Here is a 23,282-nt window from a genome sequence, read left to right as displayed (position 1 = left end):
GGCGGGCTGGTCACCTCAGGTGACCAGCCCGCCGCCGTACTTCCAGGGAACTAGCTGTGCTCGGTTCCGGTGGGCTGCCAGGCGCCGGTCACCAGGTACGTGACCTTCTGCGCGACTGAAACGCCGTGGTCCGCAAAGCGTTCGAAGTAGCGGCTGGCCAGTGCAACGTCCACCGTGGTGGCCGGCGACTCGGACCATTCAGGTGCCGCAATTGCCTTGAAGACGCTGAGGTGCAGGTCGTTGATGGCCGTGTTGGCCTTCAGGATGTCCCTGGCCAGTTCAAGGTCGCGGGTTTCGAGCAGGACCGTCAGCTTGTGGGCGATCTCCTTGTCCAGCTCCGCCATGCGCTTGAACGTTCCGGTCATGGCCTCCGGAATCACCGTGGCAGGGAACCGCAGGCGGGCGAGCTGGGCGATGTGCCGGGCAAGGTCGCCCATCCGCTCAAGGGAAGCGCTCATCCGCAGCGATCCCACGATCATCCGCAGGTCGCTGGCCACCGGGCCCTGGAGCGCCAGGATGTCGATGGCCCTCTCATCAAGGCTGTTCTGCAGGAAGTCGATGCGGGCGTCGGCAGCGATGACGTCCTGCGCGAGGTCCACGTCCGCCACTTCGAAGGACGTTGTGGCCTTGTCCATCGCTTCGCTGACCAGCCGGGAGATCTCCACCAGCTGCTCACCGACTTGGGTCAGCTCTTCCTGAAAAACCTTGCGCACGTAGGCGTCCTTTCCTTGTAACTCCCGCCTCGCCTGTCCGGGCAGCAGGAATCGCGTTGCCGTTCGGCACTCCAACTGGCCACTCTGCCAGTACCGGGTAAACGGTGAGGCCCTTGCAGGTGAACGTTAGTTGAACCGTGCCGCCAGGAGGCCCGGACGCGCCGATTGGCCTTATACAAGAGCATAAGGTGGTGCTGTGGATCCTATGCTCATCGGCCTGGTGGCCGGCCTCATCGGCCTCGCGCTCGGCACGTTCGGCGTGCTTGCGTTCCGGGTTAGCGAGAAACAGCGCCAACTGCTGGACGTGGACGCCGAGGAACTGGCGCTGCCGGCCGGCGCCGCGGAGGTGCTGGCCGTCGTCGGACGTGCCTTCGTGGTGGTGGACGCGGTGGACGGCGTGGTCCGGGCAAGCCCTGCCGCCTATGCCTATGGCCTGGTGCGCGGCCATACCGTGGTCCACAAAGAGCTGCTGGACATGACCGCCGGCGTCCGGCGCGACGGGGTGGTCCTGGAAAAGCAGCTGGAGCTGCCGCGGGGCCCGCTGGGCCAGGGGACCATCATCGTGCAGGTGCGCGCCGCAATGCTGGGCGAGGAATACATCCTGCTGCTCGCGGATGACCGGACCGAGATCACCAGGACCGAAGAAATCCGGAACGATTTCGTGGCAAACGTGTCCCACGAGCTGAAGACGCCGGTCGGGGCCATTTCCCTCCTCGCGGAGGCCATCGAGTCCTCCGCCGACGACGAACAGGCGGTCCGCCGTTTCGCCAAGCGCATGCACAAGGAATCCGGCCGCCTCGCGGCGCTGGTACAGGACATCATTGAACTCTCCCGCCTGCAGGGCGCCAGCGTCGTCCAGCAGGGCGGGCCCGTCGACGTCAACGCAGTCATCGCCGAGGCCGTGGACCGCTCCCAGCTGCCGGCCGAGAGCAAGAACATCCGGATCGTGGTGGGCGGCCGGACCGAGGCGAAGGTGTTCGGCGACCAGGACCTGCTGGTGACGGCGCTGCGCAACCTGATAGACAACGCCATTCGGTATTCTCCGGAGAACACCCGGGTGGGAATCGGCGTCCGCAGCAGAGACGGCCTGGTCTCCATTTCCGTGACGGACCAGGGTGAGGGACTCAGCCCTGAGGAGCAGGAGCGCGTCTTTGAGCGTTTTTACAGAGTGGACGCGGCGCGTTCCCGCCATACCGGCGGCACAGGCCTTGGCCTAAGCATCGTCAAACATGTTGCTTCCAACCACGGCGGCGAGGTCACCCTCTGGTCCCAACCCGGCCAGGGCTCGACCTTCACCCTCCGTCTTCCCGAGATGGAGGGCCAGGACGGCGAGGAGGAGCAGCAGCCCATTGCCGCCCCAGCCGCCGGAATCTCCCGGCAGGGGGCTCATAAGCCCGCCGTCACCCAAGTACCCCGCGCCGCCGGCGCAACAGAACGAGGAGCGAACGCTTGAGCAGGATCCTGATTGTTGAGGATGAGGAATCATTCAGCGATCCCTTGTCCTACCTACTGGGCAAGGAAGGTTTTGAGGTCGAAGTCGTGGACAACGGCCTGGACGCCATCACTGAATTCGACCGGAACGGAGCGGACCTGGTGCTGCTGGACCTGCAGCTTCCGGGGCAGTCCGGCACCGAGGTGTGCCGCCAGCTCCGCCAGCGGTCGAGTGTCCCGGTGATCATGCTGACGGCCAAGGACGCCGAGATCGACAAGGTGGTTGGCCTGGAACTTGGGGCAGACGACTACGTCACCAAGCCCTATTCCTCGCGCGAGCTGGTGGCCCGGGTCAGGGCAGTGCTCAGGCGCCAGGGCGAACCGGAGGAGCTCGTCTCCTCCACCGTCCAGGCGGGACCGGTCCGGATGGACATCGAGCGGCACGTTGTCAGCGTGGGAGGCGAGCAGGTGCTGCTGCCGCTGAAGGAGTTCGAGCTTCTTGAAATGCTCCTGCGGAACTCCGGAAGGGTGTTGACCAGGGGCCAGCTCATAGACAGGGTCTGGGGTTCGGATTATGTGGGTGACACCAAGACGCTCGATGTCCACGTGAAGCGGCTCCGCGGCAAGATTGAGCCGGATCCCTCTGCCCCGCGGTTCCTGGTGACGGTCCGGGGGCTGGGTTACAAGTTCGAGCCGTAGGCTTTCCGGCCCCGGCGGGAGCCATGCAGAAGGCATACAAAAGGGAGGGGCCAGCTGGCCCCTCCCTTTTGTATGCCTTGCTTGTGCCCGGACTAGTGGTTCGAGCCGCCCAGTTCGGAAGCAGTCGGCGACGGCGTGGGAGACGGCGACTGCGTGCTGCCGGCCGGCAGGTACTCCTGGTACTCAGGCAGGGTGGTGTCCAGCACGGGAACCTTGACGGTGTTGCTCATGTTGGTCGCATCTTCAGTGATCTTGATGTCCACCAGGGAGCCCGGGATGCCGCCGGTGGTGCTCAGGATCGCTTGATCGCTGGTGTCGTTCAGCAGCGTGTATGAGCTGGCCTTGACCGGCACTTCCGTCTGCGAACCTTCAGCGCCGTTGAGGGTCAGCGTGACATCCTCGGAGGACGAGTTGTACACCGCAGCGATGACGCGGCCGGGCTGGTCCTCACCGGCGGAGACGATCAGCAGGTTGCGCACTTCGAGCGGGCCGATCTCGGTGTTGATTCCGTCCGACTGCTGGTACTGCGCAGTTGTCTGCTGGGCATTCGTGTAGCCGCAGCCCGACGCCAGCAGCCCGACGCCAAGGGCGGCAGCCGTCAGTGCCAGTTTGCCGCGCTGGGCCCGGTTGGTCGCAGTGAAACGCACGTCACGTACTCCTCGAGAGTCTTGAAAGATTAATCACGCATAGCCTATCCGCAAAGCAGGCCAAACAAGGATTCGGTGCTGTCACATCACCCTTCTCGGAACGGGCGTGCATGCACTATTATCCGCGTTCGTCAAGGGGTGGAGGGGGCGGATTAGGCCCATTTTCCGCGTATTTCTGCGGTTCGCGGCCCTTTCACGGGCCGGTCATATGCCTGCAACGTGATAAACTGGTCAGCGGGAAAGGGGAAATGTCCACATGGTATTTGAGGTCGGCGAGACAGTAGTTTACCCTCACCACGGTGCTGCGAAGATTGAAGAAATCAAGATGCGCACCATCAAGGGCGAAGAGAAGATGTATCTCAAGCTTAAGGTGGCTCAGGGTGATCTGACCATTGAAGTTCCAGCAGAAAACGTTGACCTCGTTGGGGTTAGGGATGTCGTGGGCAAGGATGGCTTGGAGCACGTGTTTGATGTGCTTCGTGCCGAGTTCACGGAAGAACCCACCAACTGGTCGCGCAGGTACAAGGCAAATCTGGAGAAGCTTGCTTCCGGTGACGTCATCAAGGTTGCAGAGGTCGTCCGCGACCTGTGGCGCCGCGATCACGACCGGGGCCTTTCCGCAGGCGAAAAGCGAATGCTGGCCAAGGCCCGGCAGATTCTGATTTCAGAACTGGCGCTGGCTGAAAAGACCGACGAGGAGAAGGCTGCAAGCGTTCTCGACGAGGTCCTGGCTTCCTAAGAATTGAACCCCGGTGGCACCTAAGTGCCGCCGGGGTTACTTTTTGCCCGCTTTGCTGCCCGGAACATTCATCCGGAGGTGTCCAGGCGCTCCGTGCGGCAGGGGACGTAGGCTAGTCCGCATGAGCGAAACACCCACGCGCCTGGTCACCGCCGTGATCCTGGTGGCAGCAGGTTCAGGACAGCGTCTGGGCTACGGCATGCCCAAAGCAGCGGTACCGCTGGGCGGCGAACCCATTTTGATGCATGCCCTGCGCGGCATTGTCGCCTCCGGAGCCGGCAGTCAGGTATGCGTCGCGCTGCCCCCTGGTCATGACGGCCTCCGCCAACTCTGCGAGGACTTCCGGCAGGAACTGGCCGACGGCGGCCCCCTCCTCTCGATTGTCGAGGGCGGCGCCACCCGGGCTGACTCGGTACGCGCGGGCCTGGCAGCCTTGATGGACGGCATAGAGGCCGTCATGGTGCACGATGCAGCCCGCGCCCTGGCGCCCGAGTCCGTCTTCGATCGGGTGGCTGACGCGCTGGCAGCCGGGGCTGCAGCGGTCATTCCCGCAGTGGCGGTAGTGGACACCGTCAAGACTGTGGCCCGCACCACCGGAAGCGACAGTGAGCTGGCGCCCGAGGTAGTCACCGGAACAGCACCCCGTGAGGAACTCCGCGCCGTGCAGACCCCCCAGGGTTTCCGCCTCACTACGCTGCTGAAGGCGCACGAGGCTGCCCGGGGCCTGGACAGCAAAGAGTCCGAAGCCGTCACCGACGACGCAATGCTCGTGGAAATGCTTGGCACCCCGGTCCACGTGGTCCGCGGTTCCATGCAGTCCCTGAAGATCACCACACCGCTGGACCTGATCCTCGCCGAAGGGCTGCTCGAAGGCCCGCTGGGCGCACGCTGGGTGGAGGGCTAGGCATGGAACCGGCAGACATGATAATCCCGCGCACCGGCATTGGCCTGGACGTGCACGCGTACGCTGCTGAGGACCAGCCGCGTCAGCTGTGGCTCGGAGGTCTGCTCTGGCCCGGCGAACGCGGCCTGGCCGGGCATTCCGACGGCGACCCGGTCGCCCACGCGGCGGCCGACGCGCTGTTCTCCGCCGCAGGCATCGGCGATTTGGGGACGCACTTCGGTACGGACCGGCCAGAGTTTGAAGGTGCTTCCGGAGTCACCCTTTTGGCGGAAGCTGCCCGCATTGTCCGGGCAGCAGGATTTGAGATTGGCAACGTCGCGGTGCAGTTCGTCGCCAACCGGCCCAAGTTCGGCCCCCGCCGCGAGGAATCCCAGCAGGTCCTCAGCGACGCCGCCGACGCGCCGGTGAGCGTCACGGCCACCACCAGCGACCACCTGGGATTCACGGGCCGCGGTGAGGGCATCTCGGCGGTGGCCACGGCCCTGGTGTATCCGAGGCCGCACCTTCCCATCAGCTGATCCGGCCGATCAGCTAATCTGGAGCGGTGACCCTGCGCTTCTATGACACTGCCTCCGCCGAAGTCCGGAACTTCGTGCCCCTCGTCGAGGGTAAGGCCAGCCTCTACTACTGCGGGGCCACGGTGCAGGGCATGCCCCACGTGGGACACATCCGCTCGGCCATCGCTTTCGACCAGCTCACCCGCTGGCTGGCCTACCGCGGACTCAGGGTGACGGTGGTCCGGAATGTCACCGACATTGACGACAAAATCCTGGCCAAGTCCGAAGCATCCTTCGCCCCGGGGTTCCAGCCTGAACCGGGGGAAGTGCGGGAAGAGGAGTGGTGGGCCCTGGCCTACCGCTACGAACGGGAATTCCTCCAGGCCTACGACACGCTGGGTGTCTCGCGCCCCACCTACGAGCCCCGCGCCACGGGCCACATCCCTGAAATGCAGGCCCTCATCCAGCAGCTGATGGACCGCGGCCACGCCTATCCGGCCCTGGACGGTTCCGGTGACGTGTACTTTGAGGTGCGCTCCTGGAGCAAGTACGGTGCACTGACACGCCAAAATATCGACGACATGCAGGCTGCCCCGGATGCCGATCCCCGCGGGAAGAAGGACCCCCGCGACTTCGCCTTGTGGAAGGGATCCAAGGAGGGAGAGCCGACGACGGCAAGCTGGGCTTCGCCGTGGGGCGCCGGCCGCCCGGGCTGGCACCTGGAATGCTCCGCGATGGTCACGAAATACCTGGGCACGGAGTTTGATATCCATGGCGGAGGCCTGGACCTGCGGTTCCCCCATCACGAAAATGAGATGGCCCAGTCGCAGGCTGCCGGCCACCCGTTCGCCAACTTCTGGATGCACAACGGCATGGTGACGTACGAGGGCGAGAAGATGTCCAAGTCCATCGGCAACACCATCAGCCCTGCCGAGATGCTGGAGCTCGCGTCACCCCGCGTGGTCCGCTACTACCTCGGCCAGGCCCATTACCGCTCCGTGCTGGACTACCGTCCAACCTCCCTCCAGGAGGCCGCCGCCGCCGTCGAACGCATTGACGGGTTCCTGGCCAAAGCCGCGGCACGCTTCGGCAGGGAGCAGGGCCCTGTGGCTGGTGCACCCGGGCCCTCGAAAGAGGCCCCGCAGGCATTCGCCGACGCGATGGATGAGGACCTTAACGTCCCGCGTGCCCTTGCGGCACTGCATGAAACCGTGCGGGCGGGCAATACCGCGCTTGCCGAAGGGGACGACGCTGCAGCCCGACAGGCGATGGTTGAGGTGGCGGTCATGAGCGAAGTCCTCGGGCTCAATTCTGTCCAGCAGCCGGCCGAGGCAGCTGGGAAGGAGCACGCCGCCCTTACGGCCCTGGTTGAAGCCCAGCTCGCCGCCCGCGCGGCCGCCCGCCTTGAGAAGAACTGGGCGGCGTCCGACGCGATCCGCGACACCCTCACAGCTGCCGGCGTGCTGGTCGAGGACGGTCCGGACGGAGCCTCCTGGAGCCTGAAACGGGACTGAGCCGCACCGTTCCGCGCAGACCATCCATTCCGGGTCGGGCGATTTTTCCTGGTTCAGTAGACTGGTATGCAGACTCAGTCATAACAATCAAGGGTGGAACACAATGGCCAATAATGGTCGCCGATCGGTTAAAGCGAAGAAGGGCCCAACCATCGGAACCGGTGGCCACGGCCGCAAGGCCCTGGAAGGCAAAGGGCCAACGCCCAAGGCCGAGGACCGCCCCTACCACAAGGCGCACAAGGCCAAGCAGCTTGCCGAACGCTCTGCGGCCAAGCGCAACCCGGGTGCCCGCAGCGCCGGGGCGGCCAAGTCCGGCCCAAAGGGACGCGCCACCGAGGAAGTGGTCACGGGCCGCAACTCAGTGGTGGAGGCCCTCCGCGCCGGCATCCCCGCCAAGGCTCTGCACGTGGCCATCCGGATCGAGATGGACGACCGGGTCAAGGAATCCCTGAAGATCGCGGCCGAACGCGGCATCCCGCTCCTGGAAACCGGCAAGCCCGAGCTGGACAGGATGACCGAGGATGCGGTTCACCAGGGCTTGGTGCTCCAGATCCCGCCGTACGACTACCAGGACGCCTACGAACTGGCAGAAGAAACAGTGGAGAAGTGGAAGAAGGGCCACATCGGCAACGCGCCGCTGTTTGTGGCCCTTGACGGCATCACGGACCCCCGCAACCTCGGTGCCATCATCCGCTCCGTTTCCGCATTCAGCGGCCACGGCGTCATTGTTCCGGAACGCCGCTCGGTGGGGGTCACCGCGTCCGCCTGGAAGACGAGCGCCGGTGCTGCCGTCCGCGTCCCGGTGGCACGGGCCTCAAACCTCAACAATGCCCTGAAGCAGTTCAAGAACATGGGGATTTTCGTCCTGGGCCTGGACGGCGACGGCGACGTATCCCTGCCGGACCTGTCGCTCGCGACCGAACCCGTGTGCATTGTGGTGGGTTCGGAAGGAAAGGGCCTTAGCCGGCTGGTCCGCGAGAACTGCGACCAGATCGTGTCCATCCCCATCGACTCTGCCATGGAGTCCCTTAACGCCTCCATGGCAGTGGGCATCTCGCTGTACGAGATCTCCAGGCAGCGCGCAGCAAAATAAGCGCGCTCCCTCCCCGTAATTGGGGCTGTGGATTCCCGCCGTCATGTTCCGTGCCCATCCGGGCCAGGGGAGCGCTGCGGCTACTATTTAGGTGATGGTCACGCCGCTCTTCGACACCGCTTCCACCATGGACGCCTCAACGGCCGTTCCACTCGGTGTCAGTGTTCCGCGCGCATATTCAGGGGGCAGTCGCCACCGGCCAGGCGGCCGCGCCAACGTGGCCTGTTTCGCCCCCGGTGTGCCCAGCCTGGAGATCGTGTACAAAGCCCCGGGCAGGGACTGGCGGATCCAAAAGCTGCCGAATGTCACCCAGGGCGTCCATCACGGCATCATCGAGGATCTTCCCTATGGGTCCAGGTACGGTTTCCGGGCCGCCTCCACCGAGCAGTCCCTGCCGTTTGCCGCGCCCACCAGCAATGTGGAGGACGACGGCAGGCAGCCTCTTCTCCTTGACCCCTACGGCCGGGGTGTAGAGGAGCGCGACGGGTTCCTGACCAGTGTCCGGACCGCCAGCGAGTTTGACTGGGGAACGGATGAGCGGCTTCAGGTTCCGTGGCGCAACACCATCATCTATGAAGCACACGTCCGGGGCCAGAGCATGCTCCATCCGGATGTTCCGGAGGAACTCCGGGGTACCTACGCCGGGATGGCGCACCCCGCCATCATTGAACACCTCACCAGCCTGGGAGTCACGTCGGTCCAGCTGCTGCCGGTGCACTTCCACGTGGATGAACCCCACCTGCTGGACCTCGGGCTGACCAACTACTGGGGATACAACACGGCGGCATTCTTTGCCCCGCACCCTGGCTATGCCACCAGGGCAGCCCAGGAGGCGGGCACCCAGGCGGTCCAGGACGAGTTCAAGCGGATGGTCAGGCTGTTCCACGCTGCAGGGCTGGAAGTCATCCTTGACGTCGTCTACAACCACACGGCCGAAGGCGGTCCTGACGGACGGACCCTCAGCTTCCGCGGACTGGGCGAACAGACCTACTACCGCATGGACGGGCACGGAAAGTATGTGGACACCACGGGCTGCGGCAACAGCCTCAACTTCAGTGAACCCCGCGTGGTCCAGATGGTCCTGGACTCCCTCCGGTACTGGGTGGACGAGTTCCACATTGACGGCTTCCGCTTTGACCTCGCGGTGACGCTCTGCCGCAATGCGGCGAACGAGTTCGACCCGCGGCACCCGTTCCTGGTGGCCATCGCTGCCGACCCTGTGCTTTCCAACGTGAAGCTGATTGCGGAGCCGTGGGACGTGGGTTACGGGGGCTGGCAGACCGGACGCTTCCCGGCGGGTTGGGTGGACTGGAACGACCACTTCCGCGATGCCCTCCGCTCTTTCTGGCTTGCTGACCGTGCGGCCATTGACGCCGGCGGCCACGGCGGATCCACGGCCAAACTCGCGGACGCCCTGTCCGGGTCCGCCGCCCTTTTCCAGGCGTCCGGCCGGTCGCGGCTGGCATCCGTGAACTACATAGCGGCGCATGACGGCTTCACGCTCAACGACCTCGTCTCCTTTGACCGCAAACACAACGAGGACAACGGCGAGCAGAACAGGGACGGGCACGGGGACAACCGCAGCTACAACCACGGAGTCGAGGGTCCCACGGAGAACGGGCACATCCTGGCCAAACGCGCCCAGTCGCGCCGCAACATGATGGCCTCGCTGCTCATATCCCTGGGCGTTCCCATGATTACGGCCGGGGATGAACTGGCACGGACGCAGCACGGCAACAACAACGCCTACTGCCAGGACAATGCAATCGCCTGGATTGACTGGGTCCGGACTCCCGAGTCCCACGAGATGCTGCGAAGCACCAAACGCTACATCCGCCTGCGCAAGGAGTTCCTCGCCGCGCAGCCCCATGACTTTCCGGTCCGGGACGAGCAGTCCTACCTTTATTGGTTCGACCAGGACGGCTACCCCATGACCATGGAACGCTGGAACGATCCGCAACAGCGGGTGGTACAGCTCCTGTTGGGATCGGACAACGGCGCGTTGGCCGGCCTGGTGGTGGTGAACGGCAGCGCCTCGGATGTGCAGATCACGCTGCCCCGGGTAACCTCCGAGGGCACCGCCCACCGGCTGTTCGAACTCCGGCTGACCACCTCACCGCTGCATGAGCAGAGGCAGGGCGGACAGGTGGCGTCGGGAGAGAAGGACCTTGTCGAGGCCTATTCGATCAGTATTTACCGCACCTAGATACCTCATCTGAGCATTGAATATTTCTAAGCGGAAGGCAGCCAAGCAAGGCATGAAGATTTACTCCGGCGATACCTGGACCCTGGAGGAACTGCAGGAACAGGTGGCTGACGCCGGCCGCCGCACCCTGCTGGTTCCCCCGGCCGACAGCAAGCGCGCCGTCCTGGAAACCTTTGGGGAAGTCCTCAGTTTTCCGGAAGACTACGGCCTGGACTTCGATGCCCTGAACGATTCGCTGCATGACTTCGCGGACACCATCACCGACAACGGCACCAAGCCGGTCACCGTTCTGTGGCAGGTCGCTGCCCCTTTCCGCAGCGACCGGTCCTTCGGGGTCATCTGCGAAATCCTCCAGGACGCGGAACGCTATGCCGGCAAGGACCTGGCCGTCACCGCCGTCCTGCTGTAGCAGTACCTACCCCCGGGGACGTTCCTCGTGCCCGAGGTAAGTGTCCAGCAACGCCGACGCCCGGCCGCCGTCGCTCTCCGCTGCCAGGCCCTTGCGCATGCTCTCCGCCTTTTCCCGGCCTGCCGGGAACGGCGGCAGAAGGGGAATCCCGGGGTCGGTTAGCACTTCAATCACCACCGGCCGGTCGGCCGCCAAGGCCTGCTCCCAGGCGTCCCCGATGAGCTCCGGGTCCTCCACCCGGATGCCAGTAAGGCCCAGCAGGTCTGCGTAACCCGCGAAGGGAAAATCGGGGAGCTCCTGGCTGGCCGCAAACCGTGGTTCGCCCTCGGACTCCCGCTGCTCCCACGTCACCTCGGTCAGTTCCCGGTTGTTGAACACGCACACTACGAACCGGGGGTCTGCCCATTGTCGCCAGCGGTGGGCAACGGTCACCAGTTCGGCAGTGCCGGCCATCTGCATGGCGCCGTCGCCGGCAAGTGCCACGAGGGGACGGTCCGGGTGGGCGAGTTTTGCGGCAATGCCGTAGGGGAGGGAGCACCCCATGCTCGCCAACGTTCCGGAGAGGTGGGCGGGGACACCGGGCGGAAGCACGAGTTGCCGTGCGTACCAGTAGACGCAGCTCCCGACGTCGATGCTCAAAAGCGCGTCCTCCGGCAGCCGGCCGTTCAGCTCCCGGACCACGCGCTCCGGGTTGACGGGTTGGGCCGGCACCGCTGCACGGTCCGCGGCGAGGATGCGCCAGCGGCTGACCTCCTGCTCCACATCTGTTTGCCAGGGGCCACGCAGGCGCGGCTCCAGCCTGTTGCCCAAGGCCTCAAGCGCAGATGCGGCGTCTCCGGCCAGTCCCACCTCCACCGGGTAACGGTTGCCGATCTTGCGTTCATCGATGTCGATCTGGACGGCGCGGGCAGCGCCGGGGGGCGGATAGAACTCGGTCCACGGATCATTGGAACCGACAATCAGCAGGGCATCGCAGTGGCCCAGCAGGTGCGCACTGGCAGTAGTGCCCAGATGCCCCATGGTGCCGACGGCGAAGGGCAGCGTCTCGTCCACATACGGCTTGCCCAGCAGGCTGGTGGCAATTCCCGCGCCCAGCTTTTCCGCTACCGCCACCACCTCTTTGGCTGCATGCCGCGCTCCTTGCCCCACCAACAGCGCCACGCGTTCCGCAGAGTTCAGCAGGGCAGCGGCAGCGTCCAGGTCCTCTTCCCTGGGCGTTGCGGCTGCTGTGCTCCACGACGGCGCGGTGACCACAATGCCGTGCTCCTGCGGTAGTTCAGGGGCGGGCGCCGACTGGATATCGTGCGGAACAATGACAACGCAGGGCGAGGAAGTGGCCTTGGCAGTCCGGAAAGCCCGGTCAAGGACCATCGGGACCTGCTCGGGTGCGCTGATCTGCTGGACGAACTGCGCGGCGACGTCCTTGAACAGCGAGTTGAGGTCGATCTCCTGCATGTAGGCCGAACCCAGTACCGTCCGGCTTTGCTGCCCGACGATCGCCACTACCGGCACCCCGTCCAGCTTGGCGTCGTAGAGCCCGTTCAGGAGGTGGACGGCGCCGGGCCCCTGGGTGGAGGTGACCACTCCCACCCCGCCGGTGAACTTGGCATGTCCCACTGCCATGAAAGCAGCAGTTTCCTCATGCCTGGCCTGGACAAATTCAACCCGCCCTTCAGCCCGGCGCAGTGCGCCCATGAAGCCGTTGATCCCGTCCCCGCTGTACCCGAAGACCCGGTTGACACCCCACGTAGTGAGGCGATCCACGATTACATCGGCCACGGTGCGATCAGTCATTGGGTTTCCTCCTGCGTGGGGTGGGGCCTGTTTCAAGCCGCCGCGTCAGGCGTTGACGATGAGTCCCAGTTCAGCCTTGGAGGCCAGGGCGTCGTGGCGCGGCAGCACCCGGACCGTGTAGCCAAAGGGTCCCGATCGGTCAATGACAAGGGAACCGCTGAACAGGTGGCGGCCGCTGCCCAGGTCCTCCTGCACTTTGAGTTCCATTACGGTGATGTCCGTCAGGGTGTCGCTCTCCTCCGCCCTGCCGTAGGCAACTTCAACGGATACATCCTGCGGGGTGAGGCTGTGCAGCGCCACGTAGGCGTTGACCTGGAGCGTATCGCCGATCTGCGGATCCTCGGAGACACCCACCGAGTCAACGTGCTCCACGTGGATCTGCGGCCAGGCCGAACGGACCCTTGCCGTCCATGCGGCAAGGCTGCGGGCCTGGGAGTAGGAATTCGCGGAGGCGCTGCGGCCGGCTTCCGCCGCGGGGCGGTAGAGAATGTTGACGTAGTCGCGCAGCATGCGTTCCGCCGAAACGGCTGGGCCGAGGTGCGCGAGGGTGTGCTTGATCATGGAGACCCAGTGCGTGGGCACTTTCTCGGCCCCCGACGCCGTCGAAGGACCTGCAGCACCCGCGCCTGCCGATACAGTGCTGCCGTAGAAGCGCGGAGCCACCTGCGTTTCGAGCAGTTCGTACAGCGCGGCGGCCTCGATATCGTCCCGTTCCTCGGGCGAGGCGCCGTTGTTGGCGGTGGGGATCGCCCAGCCGTTTTCGCCGTCGTACATCTCATCCCACCAGCCGTCCAGGACTGAAAGGTTCAGCGAGCCGTTCAGCGCGGCCTTCATGCCGGAGGTGCCGCACGCCTCAAGTGGCCGGAGCGGGTTGTTCAGCCACACGTCGCAGCCGGGGAACAGTGTCCGGGCCATGGCGATGTCATAGTTCGGCAGGAACGCAATGCGGTGCCGTACCTCGGGATCGTCGGTGAAGCGGACCAGGTCCTGGATCATCTTTTTGCCGGCGTCGTCCGCGGGGTGTGACTTGCCCGCGATGACCAGCTGGATGGGGTGCTCCTTGTGCAGGAGGAGTGCCTTCAGCCGCTCCGGCTCCCGAAGCATCAGGGTGAGGCGCTTGTAGGTGGGAACGCGGCGGGCGAAACCGATGGTCAGCACATCCGGGTCCAACACCTTTTCTGTCCAGGCCAGCTCGGCGTCCGCGGCGCCACGCTTCTTCCACGCGGCGCGGAGCCTGCGGCGGACATCCTCCACCAGCGCCGCGCGCATCTCACGGCGCAGAGACCAGACGTCGGCGTCGCTGACGTTATAAGCCAAATCCCAGCGGCCGTTTGCCTCGGCCTCGCTGCCAAACTGGTCCCGGGCCAGCTTGGAAATGCGGCTGTCCACCCAGGTGGGTACGTGCACGCCGTTGGTCACCGAGGTGATGGGCACCTCGGAGTGGTCAAAGCCGGGCCACAGCGCGGAGAACATGCCGCGGGACACCTCCCCGTGGAGCTTCGCAACCCCATTGGCGCGCTGGGCCAGGCGCAGTCCCATGATGGCCATGTTGAACACGGACGGGTTTCCGTCGGCGTAATTTTCGCGGCCAAGCTCCAGGATCCGGTCCGTGGGGACGTCCGGGGCCAGCCCGGCCTGGAAGAAGTGGTGGATCTGCGAGATTTCGAACCTGTCAATGCCGGCAGGAACCGGAGTGTGCGTGGTGAAGACGGTGGAGGCCCGGCCTGCAGCGAGGGCTTCATCAAACGTCAGCGCCTGTTCCCCGGACATCAATTCCTGGATGCGTTCAATGCCAAGGAAACCGGCGTGGCCTTCGTTGGTGTGGAACACCTCGGGAGCCGTGGTGCCGGTGAGCTGCTGGAAGGCGCGCAGGGCTTTGACTCCGCCCATGCCCAGCAGCAGCTCCTGCTGCAGCCGGTGGTCCCCGCCGCCGCCGTACAGGCGGTCGGTAATGCTGCGGGCGGCGTCGTCGTTGCCCGGAACGTTGGAGTCCAGGAGCAGCAGGGGAACGCGTCCGACGTCGGCACGCCAGATGTGTGCCAGGAGGCGCCTGCCATTGGGCAGGGGAAGGGCGATCTGCAGGGGATGGCCGATGCCGTCCGCGGAGGGCTCGCGAAGCAGGGTGAGCGGCAGGCCGTCCGGGTCCAGGACCGGGTATGTCTCCTGCTGCCAGGCGTCCCGGGACAACGACTGCTTGAAGTAGCCCGCCTGGTAAAGCAGGCCGACCCCGATCAGCGGCACGCCCAGGTCCGAGGCGGCTTTGAGGTGGTCCCCGGCCAGGATCCCCAGGCCGCCCGAGTACTGGGGCAGCACCTCCGTGATTCCGAACTCGGGGGAGAAGTAGGCAATGGAGGCCGGCGCGTCAGGGCCCAGGCCCTGGTACCAGCGCGGCTCCTCGAGGTAGCGGTCGAGGTCCTCCTCAGCGGCCCTCACCCGCTCCACCACGGACTGGTTCGCAGCGAGCTGCTGGAGCTCTTCGCGGCTCACCATTCCCAGGAAACCCACGGGATCCTGGCCGCTTTCCTCCCACAGGCGGGGGTTCAGTCCGGCAAAAAGCTCCCGCGTGGGGCGGTGCCAGGACCAGCGCAGGTTGCTGGCCAATCGGGCGAGCGGCCGGATCGGTTCGGGGAGGACAGTACGGACGGTAAATCTGCGGATTGCCTTCACCTGCGTCACACTAACCGACAACCTGCGCAGCGGGAACCAGCTTTCGGTTTCTTTTGGATAAATGACAGTTGGCACAAGGAAATGACGGCAGACGCGGTGAAATTAGTGCGCACGCTTAGCATTCCCGGTCATTTCTCGCTAACGTCGAGCTTGTGACGACTAACTCAGGAACCAGTGCCGCATCAATGCAAATGACGAAGGTCCCCATCACCGAAGGCCTGCGGTTCGGACGTTTTCCGATCACCGCCGTGCAGCCCGTGGTGGAGGGCGGGAAGTTCCCGGCCAAGGCCCTGCCCGGTGAGGGAATCGTGGTGGGAGCCACCGCTTTCCGCGAGGGGCATGACCAGCTCGGCGTCAGCGCCGTGCTTTTCGATCCGGAAGGGAACGAGCGCCAGCGGATCCGGCTCGCGCCGCCCCGCGGGGAACGCGGCATGGGAACGGACCGCTGGGAAGGCGTGCTCACGCCGTCGGACATCGGCAACTGGTCCTTTGCAATCGAAGCCTGGCACGACCGGTACGGAACCTGGCACCACAACGCCGAGGTGAAGGTTGCTGCCGAAATCGACGTGGAACTCATGCTGGCGGAAGGTGCCGCCCTGCTCGGCGAAGCCTCGGATGACCCCTCCCGCAGCGAAGCGGACCGGGAGATCCTGCGCAGTGCGGCAGGCCGGCTGGGGGACTTGTCACTGGGCACCGAGGAGCGGCTGGGCGCCGGTTTCAGCCATGCGGTGGCGGACGTCGTGGCCCGCCAGCCTATCCGTGAACTGGTCACTGTTTCAGAGCGGTATCCCCTGCTGGTTGAGCGGGACCGCGCCGGGCGGGGCTCCTGGTACGAGTTTTTTCCCCGTTCGGAAGGGGCCGTGAAGGACCACGCCACGGGCGCCTGGACGTCCGGAAACTTCCGCACGGCAGCGAAACGGCTCGATGCCGTAGCCGCCATGGGTTTCGACGTTCTCTACATGCCGCCCATCCACCCGATTGGCGTGCAGCACCGCAAGGGTCCGAACAACACGCTGATCGCGGGCCCCAACGACCCCGGATCGCCATGGGCCATCGGCGCTGCTGAAGGCGGCCATGACGCCATTCATCCGGATCTCGGCACCTTCGAGGACTTTGACGCCTTCGTTGCGCGGGCGAGCGAACTGGGCCTGGAGGTCGCACTTGACCTGGCGCTCCAGGCAGCACCGGACCATCCCTGGGTGACCTCCCACCCTGAATGGTTCACCACCCGAGTGGACGGCAGCATCGCTTACGCGGAGAACCCGCCGAAGAAGTACCAGGACATTTATCCGCTGAATTTCGATAATGATCCCGAAGGGCTGTCAAATGAAATTCTGCGCATTGTGCTGCTCTGGGTCAGCCACGGAGTAAAGATTTTCCGCGTGGACAACCCGCATACCAAGCCGGTGTGGTTCTGGGAATGGCTTATTGCGCAGGTGAATAAAGAGGTTCCCGGCGTGGTGTTCCTGGCTGAGGCATTCACCCGGCCGGCCATGATGCATGCACTCGGGCGGGCGGGCTTCCAGCAGTCCTACACCTACTTCACCTGGCGCAACACCAAGAAGGAGATCGAGGACTACTTCACGGAAGTCAGCCACGAGTCGTCAGCGTTCTTCCGCCCGAACTTCTTCGTCAACACCCCGGACATCCTCACCGAATACCTGCAGTTCGGCGGTCCGGCGGCCTTCAAGATCAGGGCGGTACTGGCGGCCTCGGCCAGTCCTTTGTGGGGCGTCTACGCCGGCTACGAACTGTATGAGCACGTGGCCCGCCCCGGCGCCGAGGAATACATCGACAACGAAAAGTTCGAGTACAAGCAGCGTGACTGGGATGCCGCTGCCCAGTCGGGACGGACCCTGGCTCCCTACATCACCAGGCTCAACGAGATCCGGCGCGCCCACCCGGCCCTGCAGGACCTGCAGAACCTGACGGTCCACCACAGCACGGACGACGCCACGGTGGTGTATTCCAAGCACAAGAACCTTGCCGACGGGTCCAAGGACACCATCATTGTGGTGGTCAACGTTGATCCGCACGGAACCAGGGAATGCACGGTTTCGCTTGATATGGCGGCACTGGAACTTGACCCGGAGGACCTGACCCACAACGGAGGCTTCCACGTGGATGACCTCATCTCAGGAGAAAGCTGGGAGTGGGGCGAGTACAACTACGTTCGCCTCGACCCGCATGTGGAGCCCGCCCACGTCCTGAGGGTGAGGAGAACGCATCAGTGAATTTCAATCCGCAAAGTTCCGGCCAGCATTTCACCCCAAAGAGCACGTTCGAACTGAACGCCCCGGGCCTGCAGCATGATCCGCTCTGGTACCGGAAGGCCGTGTTCTATGAAGTACTTGTAAGAGCTTTCGCGGACGCGAACGGTGACGGCTCCGGAGACTTCTCCGGCCTCATTGGCAGGCTTGACTACCTGCAGTGGCTGGGCGTGGACTGTCTCTGGCTGCCGCCGTTCTTCCAGTCGCCGCTGCGCGACGGCGGGTACGACATCTCGGACTACAACTCTGTACTTGATGAGTTTGGAACCATCAGCGACTTCAAGCGCCTGGTTGCCGAAGCCCACGCCCGGGGTGTCCGGGTGATCATCGACCTGCCGCTGAACCACACCTCGGACCAGCATCCCTGGTTCCAGGAATCCCGCAAGGATCCGGATGGCCCGTTCGGGGACTTCTACGTCTGGAGCGACACCGACGAGAAATACCAGGACGCCCGGATCATTTTCGTGGACACCGAGGAATCCAACTGGACCTTCGACCCCATCCGCCGCCAGTTTTTCTGGCACCGGTTCTTCAGCCACCAGCCGGACCTTAACTTCGAGAACCCCAAGGTCATCGAGGCCGTTTTCGACGTGGTGCGCTTCTGGCTGGACCAGGGAATCGACGGCTTCCGCGCGGATGCCATCCCATACCTCTACGAGGAGGAAGGGACCAACTGCGAAAATCTTCCTGCCACCCACGGGTTCCTCCGGAAGCTCCGCACCATGGTGGACGAAAGCTACCCGGGGCGGGTCATCATCGCTGAGGCCAACCAGCCGCCGAACGAAGTGGTGGAATACTTCGGCACGGAAGAGGAGCCCGAGTGCCACATGGCGTTTCACTTCCCCATCATGCCGCGCCTGTACTACGCCCTCCGGGACCAGAAGGCCGCCCCGATCATCGAGACCATGCACGACACTCCGGAGATTCCTGAGGGTGCACAGTGGGGGACGTTCCTGCGGAACCATGATGAACTGACCCTTGAAATGGTTACCGCGGACGAACGGGCCGCGATGCTCGGCTGGTACGCGCCGGACCCCCGCATGCGCGCCAACATCGGCATCAGGCGGCGGCTCGCGCCCCTGCTGGACAACTCGCGCGCCGAGATCGAACTGATCAACGCGCTGCTGCTCTCGCTGCCCGGCAGCCCGTTCCTGTACTACGGGGACGAAATCGGCATGGGAGACAACATCTGGCTTGAAGACCGCGACGCCGTCCGCACTCCCATGCAGTGGAATCCGGACCGGAACGCCGGGTTCTCCAACGCCGATCCGGGCAAGCTTTACCTGCCTCCCATCCAGTCCCTGGTCTACAACTACGGCATGGCCAACGTGGAGGCAGAGTCCGCCCACTCAGGTTCGTTGCTCAGATGGACCCGGCAAATCCTGAGCGTCCGCAAAAACCACCCGGCCTTCGGCCTGGGCGGGTTCCAGCACGTGCACGCGGACCACGAGGCCGTCCTTGCCTACCTCCGCGAGCTGCCGGACGGCAATACGGCCGGGGTGGACGGCGAGAGCATCCTCTGCGCCTTCAACCTCTCGCAGCATCCCGTCGCGGCCCAGTTGCAGGTTCCGCAGTTTGCCGGCCGCGGGCTGCGGGACGTCTTCGGCGGACAGCCGTTTCCCGGCATCAGCGAGGACGGCACCCTTACGCTGACCCTTGGCAGCCACGACTTTTTCTGGCTGCGGATCCGCTCCGCGGCCTCCAACCCCTCGTCGCCCTACACCCAGGCGATGCCGATCCTGTCGATTGAGAACTGACATGAACCAGCCAATCCTCACCCCCGCCCTTACTGACCTCCTCCAGCAATGGCTCCCACAGCAGCGCTGGTTCCCGGTCAAGACGCCCGATTTCGACATGACCCAGGTCGGCAGCCTGGGGCTGGAGGACTCCTCCGGCCACGCCGGACTGGCGGTGTTCCTGCTCAGTGTCACCACCCAAACGTCCGACGGCGGCCAGCGGACTGCCGTGGTCCAGGTCCCCTTGAGCTTCCGCCAGGCCCCGGCGGCAGACATGGAGCGGGCTTTGGTAGGCCAGGCCGCCGGCGTGGACCCGTCCAGGCCCTGGGTATACGACGCCGTCCACGACCCCGACTTCGTGGGCAGCTGGCTGGAGCTGATCCGGCAGGAAGAAAAAGCGCCCAACGGCACTGCCACCGGATTCCGTGTCCGGGGAAACCAGCGGATTCCGACGAACCGCGGGGTTGTGAAGGTGCTGTCCGGAGAGCAGTCCAACAGTTCAGTGATCGTGGACGACGGCGAGTCCGCGGCCATCGTGAAATTCTTCCGGGTGCTCTCCGAAGGGACGAATCCGGAAGTTGAAGTGGGTGCCGCCCTGACGGCTGCAGGCACCTCGGAAGTACCAGCCACCCTTGGCTGGGTCCGGGGGGAGTGGTTGGCACAGGGCGGCTCCGGCGCTGGTGCTGCGCCAACCGGAAACGGCTCCCGCTATGTCCAGGGTGAGCTCGCAGTGGCGCACGAATTCCTGGCGGGAGGCCGGGATGCGTGGCGGCTGGCGGTAGATGCCGCCCGGTCGGGCACCGACTTCACGGCAGAAGCCCGTGCCCTGGGTGCGGCAACGGCCACTGTGCACCGGCGGCTGGCAGAAGCACTGGGGCAGTCGGCCGAGCCCCAACCAGGCCACGTGATTGCTCCTGCAGTAGCCCAGCGCGTCCGGCAGGCGTGGTCCGAAGCGGGCACCGCCGTCGGGCCCTATGACGATGGCCTCAACGCCCTCCTGGACCGGCTTGACCACGCTCCCGCAGGCCCCCTGCAGCGCATCCACGGTGACCTCCACCTGGGCCAGATACTCCAGGTGCCGGACCAGGGCGGAAACCCGGCCCGGTGGGCCATCCTCGACTTCGAAGGCGAACCAATGCGTCCTATCGCGGAACGGAACGTCCCGGACGTTCCCCTGCGTGACGTCGTCGGCATGCTGAGGTCCTTTGACTACGCCGCCGGGGCAGCCCAGCGCGAACAGGAAGGTGCGCAGGTCACGGCCACCTGGGTCGATGACTGCGCGGAGGCTTTCCTCGCGGGATACGCCGGTGTCACTCCCGGCGCTGTGGACAGGGAGTCGCCCCTCTTTGTGGCATTGTGGCTGGATAAGGCACTGTACGAAGTTGTTTATGAAATGCGTAACAGGCCCGACTGGCTGGCGATCCCCGTGAACGCCTCCAGGCGGCTCCTTAGCGGTAACGGCACCGGCGATCCCGCCGGGGCAGCATCGGAAGGTAATGAAATGACAGGCTCAGCACGAACTGACCGCCCGGGGGTTCCCCTGCATGTGGACGACGGCACCCTGGGCAGAATAGCGAACGGCGAACACCACGCGCCCCACTCTGTCCTGGGCGCGCACCTCGACGACTACGGCCATGTCACCATCCGTACGGTCAAGCATCTCGCCGAATCCGTCTCCGTCATCACCGCCGATGGTGAAATTCTCATGGAGCACGAGGCACACGGCATCTGGGTGGCTGTTGTTGAGCCCCCGCAGCAGGGCCACGTTCCGGACTACCGCCTGTCCGTCACCTATCCGGGCGCCGAGCCGGTCACGGTCGATGATCCCTACCGATACCTGCCCACCCTGGGCGAGGTGGACCTGCATCTTATCGGTGAAGGACGGCACGAAAAGCTCTGGGAAGTGCTCGGCGCCCACGTCCAGCACTACAAGTCCTCGCTGGGTGACGTGGACGGCGTTTCCTTCGCCGTCTGGGCCCCCAATGCACAGGCTGTCCGGGTCAAAGGCGACTTCAATGCCTGGGACGGGCGCGAAAACTCCCTCCGCTCACTCGGCTCGTCCGGGGTATGGGAAATCTTCGTTCCCGGTGTTGCCGCCGGCGCCTGCTACAAGTTCGAGCTGAGGACTAAGGCCGGCCACTGGGTGGAGAAGGCAGACCCGCTGGCCTTCGGCACGGAAGTACCTCCACTCACCGCTTCCAAGGTGGTGGAGCCCTCGTACGCCTTCAAGGACGATGAATGGATGCAGGCCCGTGCGCAGCGGGACCCGCATAACTCGGCCATGAGCGTCTACGAGGTCCACCTCGGTTCCTGGCGCCTGGGCCTGGGCTACCGTGAACTGGCCAAGGAACTGGTGGAGTACGTCAAGTGGCTCGGGTTCACGCACGTGGAGTTCATGCCCGTGGCGGAACACCCGTTCGGCGGTTCCTGGGGCTACCAGGTCACCTCCTACTTTGCGCCCACCTCCCGATTTGGCCATCCGGACGAATTCCGTTACCTGGTGGATGCCCTTCACCAGGCCGGCATCGGCGTTCTGCTGGACTGGGTACCCGCCCACTTCCCCAAGGACGCCTGGGCGCTGGCCCAGTTTGACGGCGAACCCCTGTATGAGCACGCCGATCCCAACTTGGGCGAACACCCGGACTGGGGCACCCTGATCTTCGACTTTGGGCGCACGGAAGTCCGGAACTTCCTGGTTTCAAACGCCCTGTACTGGCTGGACGAGTTCCACATTGACGGGCTGCGCGTGGACGCCGTGGCCTCCATGCTTTACCTGGATTACTCCAGGCAGGACGGACAATGGCAGCCCAACCGCTTCGGCGGCCGGGAAAACCTGGAAGCAATCTCCTTCCTGCAAGAGGTCAACGCCACGGTGTACAAAACACACCCCGGTGCCGTCATGATCGCAGAAGAGTCGACGGCGTTCCCCGGCGTGACTGCCCCCACCAGCCATGGGGGACTGGGATTCGGCCTGAAATGGAACATGGGCTGGATGCACGACTCGCTCAAGTACGTGTCCGAGGAACCGATCAACCGCAAGTGGCACCACGGCACGGTCACGTTCTCCCTGGTTTACGCCTTCACGGAAAACTTCCTCCTGCCCATCAGCCATGATGAGGTTGTCCACGGCAAGGGCTCCATGCTCCGCAAGATGCCGGGCGACCGTTGGCAGCAGCTCGCGAACCTCCGCGCCTTCCTGGCCTATCAGTGGGCGCACCCAGGCAAGCAGCTGATCTTCATGGGTACGGAGTTCGGGCAGGAAGCGGAATGGTCAGAACAGCACGGACTGGACTGGTGGCTTGCTGACATCCCGGCGCACCAGGGGGTGCAGCTGCTGACAAAGGACCTCAACGAGCTTTACGCATCTACCCCTGCGCTCTACAGCCGGGACAACGAGCCGGGCGGCTTCCAGTGGATCAACGGCGGAGACGCAGACCGGAACGTGCTCTCCTTTATCCGGTGGGATACCGAGAACAACCCCCTGGTCTGCGCCATCAACTTCTCCGGCGCGCCTCACGTTGGCTACACCCTGGGCGTGCCTGAAGCCGGCGTTTGGACCGAGGTCCTGAATACCGACGCCACCACATACGGCGGATCCGGTGTCCTGAACTCGGGCGAGCTGAAGGCAACAGACAAGGGCCAGGACGGCCAGCCGGCAACCCTGAGTGTCACCCTTCCTCCGCTGGGTGCCGCCTACTTCAAACCGGGGGCGCCTGCTGCCGAGTAGGTTGAAGCTTTAGGCGTGAGGGCCCGGAATCCCCGTGATTCCGGGCTTTTTCGCTGCCTTGGCGGCCCGTGGGGAAGGGGCCTCGGTGGCCGGGTGGCGATCCCGGAAGAGTGGTGGTAGAGTTTATTTCCGCGCTGCTCCACGGAGTCAGACGGAAAAACCGACCACTCAAGCCTCACGGTGATGAGAGTCGCGGACGCCGGTTTGACAAGCTGAGAGTCAGCGGGTAAGTTTGG

The 23,282-nt window shown here is 64.8% G+C and carries 16 protein-coding genes; 12 read left to right on the top strand and 4 right to left on the bottom strand.

Features of this window, described 5'->3' with window-relative positions; all coding sequences use genetic code 11:
• Nucleotides 1-50: 50 nt before the first annotated feature.
• A complete protein-coding gene (gene phoU / locus FDW81_RS03085; protein ID WP_138132662.1) occupies nt 51-713 on the bottom strand; it encodes a phosphate signaling complex protein PhoU in 663 nt (220 codons plus the stop codon).
• Between the two features lie 205 nt (nt 714-918).
• Here phoU and FDW81_RS03080 point away from each other — a divergent pair, with 205 nt between their 5' ends.
• Both FDW81_RS03080 and FDW81_RS03075 read left to right on the top strand, forming a co-directional pair.
• Nucleotides 919-2,166, top strand: a complete 1,248-nt coding sequence (locus tag FDW81_RS03080) for a cell wall metabolism sensor histidine kinase WalK (protein ID WP_138132942.1) — start codon at nt 919-921, stop codon at nt 2,164-2,166.
• Nucleotides 2,163-2,843: a response regulator transcription factor gene (locus FDW81_RS03075; RefSeq protein ID WP_138132660.1), complete on the top strand. Its 681-nt coding sequence runs from the start codon at nt 2,163-2,165 to the stop codon at nt 2,841-2,843. The genes FDW81_RS03080 and FDW81_RS03075 overlap by 4 nt, the downstream gene beginning before the upstream one ends.
• Nucleotides 2,844-2,935: 92 nt before the next feature.
• Here the strand turns inward: FDW81_RS03075 and FDW81_RS03070 are convergent, their stop codons facing one another.
• Complete coding sequence (locus FDW81_RS03070) at nt 2,936-3,490, bottom strand: hypothetical protein (protein WP_138132659.1); 555 nt, start codon at nt 3,488-3,490, stop codon at nt 2,936-2,938.
• 256 nt (nt 3,491-3,746) lie between these two features.
• Between FDW81_RS03070 and FDW81_RS03065 the strand changes: the two genes are divergently transcribed.
• The 7 genes from FDW81_RS03065 (at nt 3,747) to FDW81_RS03035 (ending at nt 10,852) form a co-directional block, all read left to right on the top strand.
• On the top strand, nt 3,747-4,229 hold the full coding sequence (locus tag FDW81_RS03065) for a CarD family transcriptional regulator (RefSeq protein WP_009357288.1): 483 nt from the start codon (nt 3,747-3,749) through the stop codon (nt 4,227-4,229).
• Nucleotides 4,230-4,350: 121 nt separating this feature from the next.
• Nucleotides 4,351-5,133, top strand: a complete 783-nt coding sequence (gene ispD, locus FDW81_RS03060; protein WP_138132658.1) for a 2-C-methyl-D-erythritol 4-phosphate cytidylyltransferase — start codon at nt 4,351-4,353, stop codon at nt 5,131-5,133.
• 17 nt (nt 5,134-5,150) lie between these two features.
• On the top strand, nt 5,151-5,651 hold the full coding sequence (gene ispF, locus FDW81_RS03055) for a 2-C-methyl-D-erythritol 2,4-cyclodiphosphate synthase (protein ID WP_171027092.1): 501 nt from the start codon (nt 5,151-5,153) through the stop codon (nt 5,649-5,651).
• A gap of 26 nt (nt 5,652-5,677) precedes the next feature.
• Nucleotides 5,678-7,144: a cysteine--tRNA ligase gene (gene cysS / locus FDW81_RS03050; RefSeq protein WP_138132656.1), complete on the top strand. Its 1,467-nt coding sequence runs from the start codon at nt 5,678-5,680 to the stop codon at nt 7,142-7,144.
• A 103-nt stretch (nt 7,145-7,247) separates the two neighbouring features.
• Nucleotides 7,248-8,237 (top strand): 23S rRNA (guanosine(2251)-2'-O)-methyltransferase RlmB, encoded by a 990-nt coding sequence (rlmB, locus tag FDW81_RS03045; RefSeq protein ID WP_138132655.1) that lies wholly within the window; start codon nt 7,248-7,250, stop codon nt 8,235-8,237.
• 94 nt (nt 8,238-8,331) lie between these two features.
• Complete coding sequence (glgX, locus tag FDW81_RS03040) at nt 8,332-10,443, top strand: glycogen debranching protein GlgX (RefSeq protein WP_138132654.1); 2,112 nt, start codon at nt 8,332-8,334, stop codon at nt 10,441-10,443.
• Between the two features lie 52 nt (nt 10,444-10,495).
• The gene (locus tag FDW81_RS03035; RefSeq protein ID WP_138132653.1) at nt 10,496-10,852 is read left to right on the top strand and encodes a barstar family protein; all 357 of its coding nucleotides are present in this window, start codon (nt 10,496-10,498) and stop codon (nt 10,850-10,852) included.
• A 6-nt stretch (nt 10,853-10,858) separates the two neighbouring features.
• Here FDW81_RS03035 and FDW81_RS03030 read toward each other — a convergent pair whose 3' ends face one another.
• Nucleotides 10,859-12,646: a thiamine pyrophosphate-requiring protein gene (locus tag FDW81_RS03030; RefSeq protein WP_138132652.1), complete on the bottom strand. Its 1,788-nt coding sequence runs from the start codon at nt 12,644-12,646 to the stop codon at nt 10,859-10,861.
• A gap of 45 nt (nt 12,647-12,691) precedes the next feature.
• Nucleotides 12,692-15,313, bottom strand: coding sequence for an alpha-glucan family phosphorylase (gene glgP, locus FDW81_RS03025; protein WP_205754589.1), 2,622 nt, complete (start codon nt 15,311-15,313; stop codon nt 12,692-12,694).
• Between the two features lie 191 nt (nt 15,314-15,504).
• On the opposite strand from glgP, the gene FDW81_RS03020 reads away from it, so the two are divergent.
• Genes FDW81_RS03020 through FDW81_RS03010 form a run of 3 tightly spaced genes read left to right on the top strand, consistent with a single transcriptional unit; the run spans nt 15,505 to nt 23,046 of the window.
• Entirely contained in the window at nt 15,505-17,547 is a 2,043-nt protein-coding gene (locus FDW81_RS03020) for an alpha-1,4-glucan--maltose-1-phosphate maltosyltransferase (protein WP_138132650.1), read from the top strand.
• The gene (gene treS, locus FDW81_RS03015) at nt 17,544-19,340 is read left to right on the top strand and encodes a maltose alpha-D-glucosyltransferase (protein WP_138132649.1); all 1,797 of its coding nucleotides are present in this window, start codon (nt 17,544-17,546) and stop codon (nt 19,338-19,340) included. The genes FDW81_RS03020 and treS overlap by 4 nt, the downstream gene beginning before the upstream one ends.
• A 1-nt stretch (nt 19,341) precedes the next feature.
• Nucleotides 19,342-23,046, top strand: a complete 3,705-nt coding sequence (locus tag FDW81_RS03010; RefSeq protein ID WP_138132648.1) for a 1,4-alpha-glucan branching enzyme — start codon at nt 19,342-19,344, stop codon at nt 23,044-23,046.
• The last annotated feature ends 236 nt before the right edge of the window (nt 23,047-23,282 follow it).

This window comes from Pseudarthrobacter sp. NamB4, from assembly GCF_005796185.1.
Lineage (GTDB): Bacteria > Actinomycetota > Actinomycetes > Actinomycetales > Micrococcaceae > Arthrobacter.
Note: the sequence above shows the minus strand (reverse complement) of the source record. Positions and strands in the feature narration are given on the sequence as shown.

Bases quoted from the DNA above. Each gene is read 5' to 3' on its own strand.
- FDW81_RS03080 (WP_138132942.1), top strand. From the start codon at position 919: ATGCTCATCGGCCTGGTGGCCGGCCTCATCGGCCTCGCGCTCGGCACG.
- FDW81_RS03065 (WP_009357288.1), top strand. From the start codon at position 3,747: ATGGTATTTGAGGTCGGCGAGACAGTAGTTTACCCTCACCACGGTGCT.
- ispD (WP_138132658.1), top strand. From the start codon at position 4,351: ATGAGCGAAACACCCACGCGCCTGGTCACCGCCGTGATCCTGGTGGCA.
- ispF (WP_171027092.1), top strand. From the start codon at position 5,151: ATGATAATCCCGCGCACCGGCATTGGCCTGGACGTGCACGCGTACGCT.
- rlmB (WP_138132655.1), top strand. From the start codon at position 7,248: ATGGCCAATAATGGTCGCCGATCGGTTAAAGCGAAGAAGGGCCCAACC.
- glgX (WP_138132654.1), top strand. From the start codon at position 8,332: ATGGTCACGCCGCTCTTCGACACCGCTTCCACCATGGACGCCTCAACG.
- FDW81_RS03035 (WP_138132653.1), top strand. From the start codon at position 10,496: ATGAAGATTTACTCCGGCGATACCTGGACCCTGGAGGAACTGCAGGAA.
- FDW81_RS03030 (WP_138132652.1), bottom strand. From the start codon at position 12,646: ATGACTGATCGCACCGTGGCCGATGTAATCGTGGATCGCCTCACTACG.
- FDW81_RS03020 (WP_138132650.1), top strand. From the start codon at position 15,505: ATGACGAAGGTCCCCATCACCGAAGGCCTGCGGTTCGGACGTTTTCCG.
- FDW81_RS03010 (WP_138132648.1), top strand. From the start codon at position 19,342: ATGAACCAGCCAATCCTCACCCCCGCCCTTACTGACCTCCTCCAGCAA.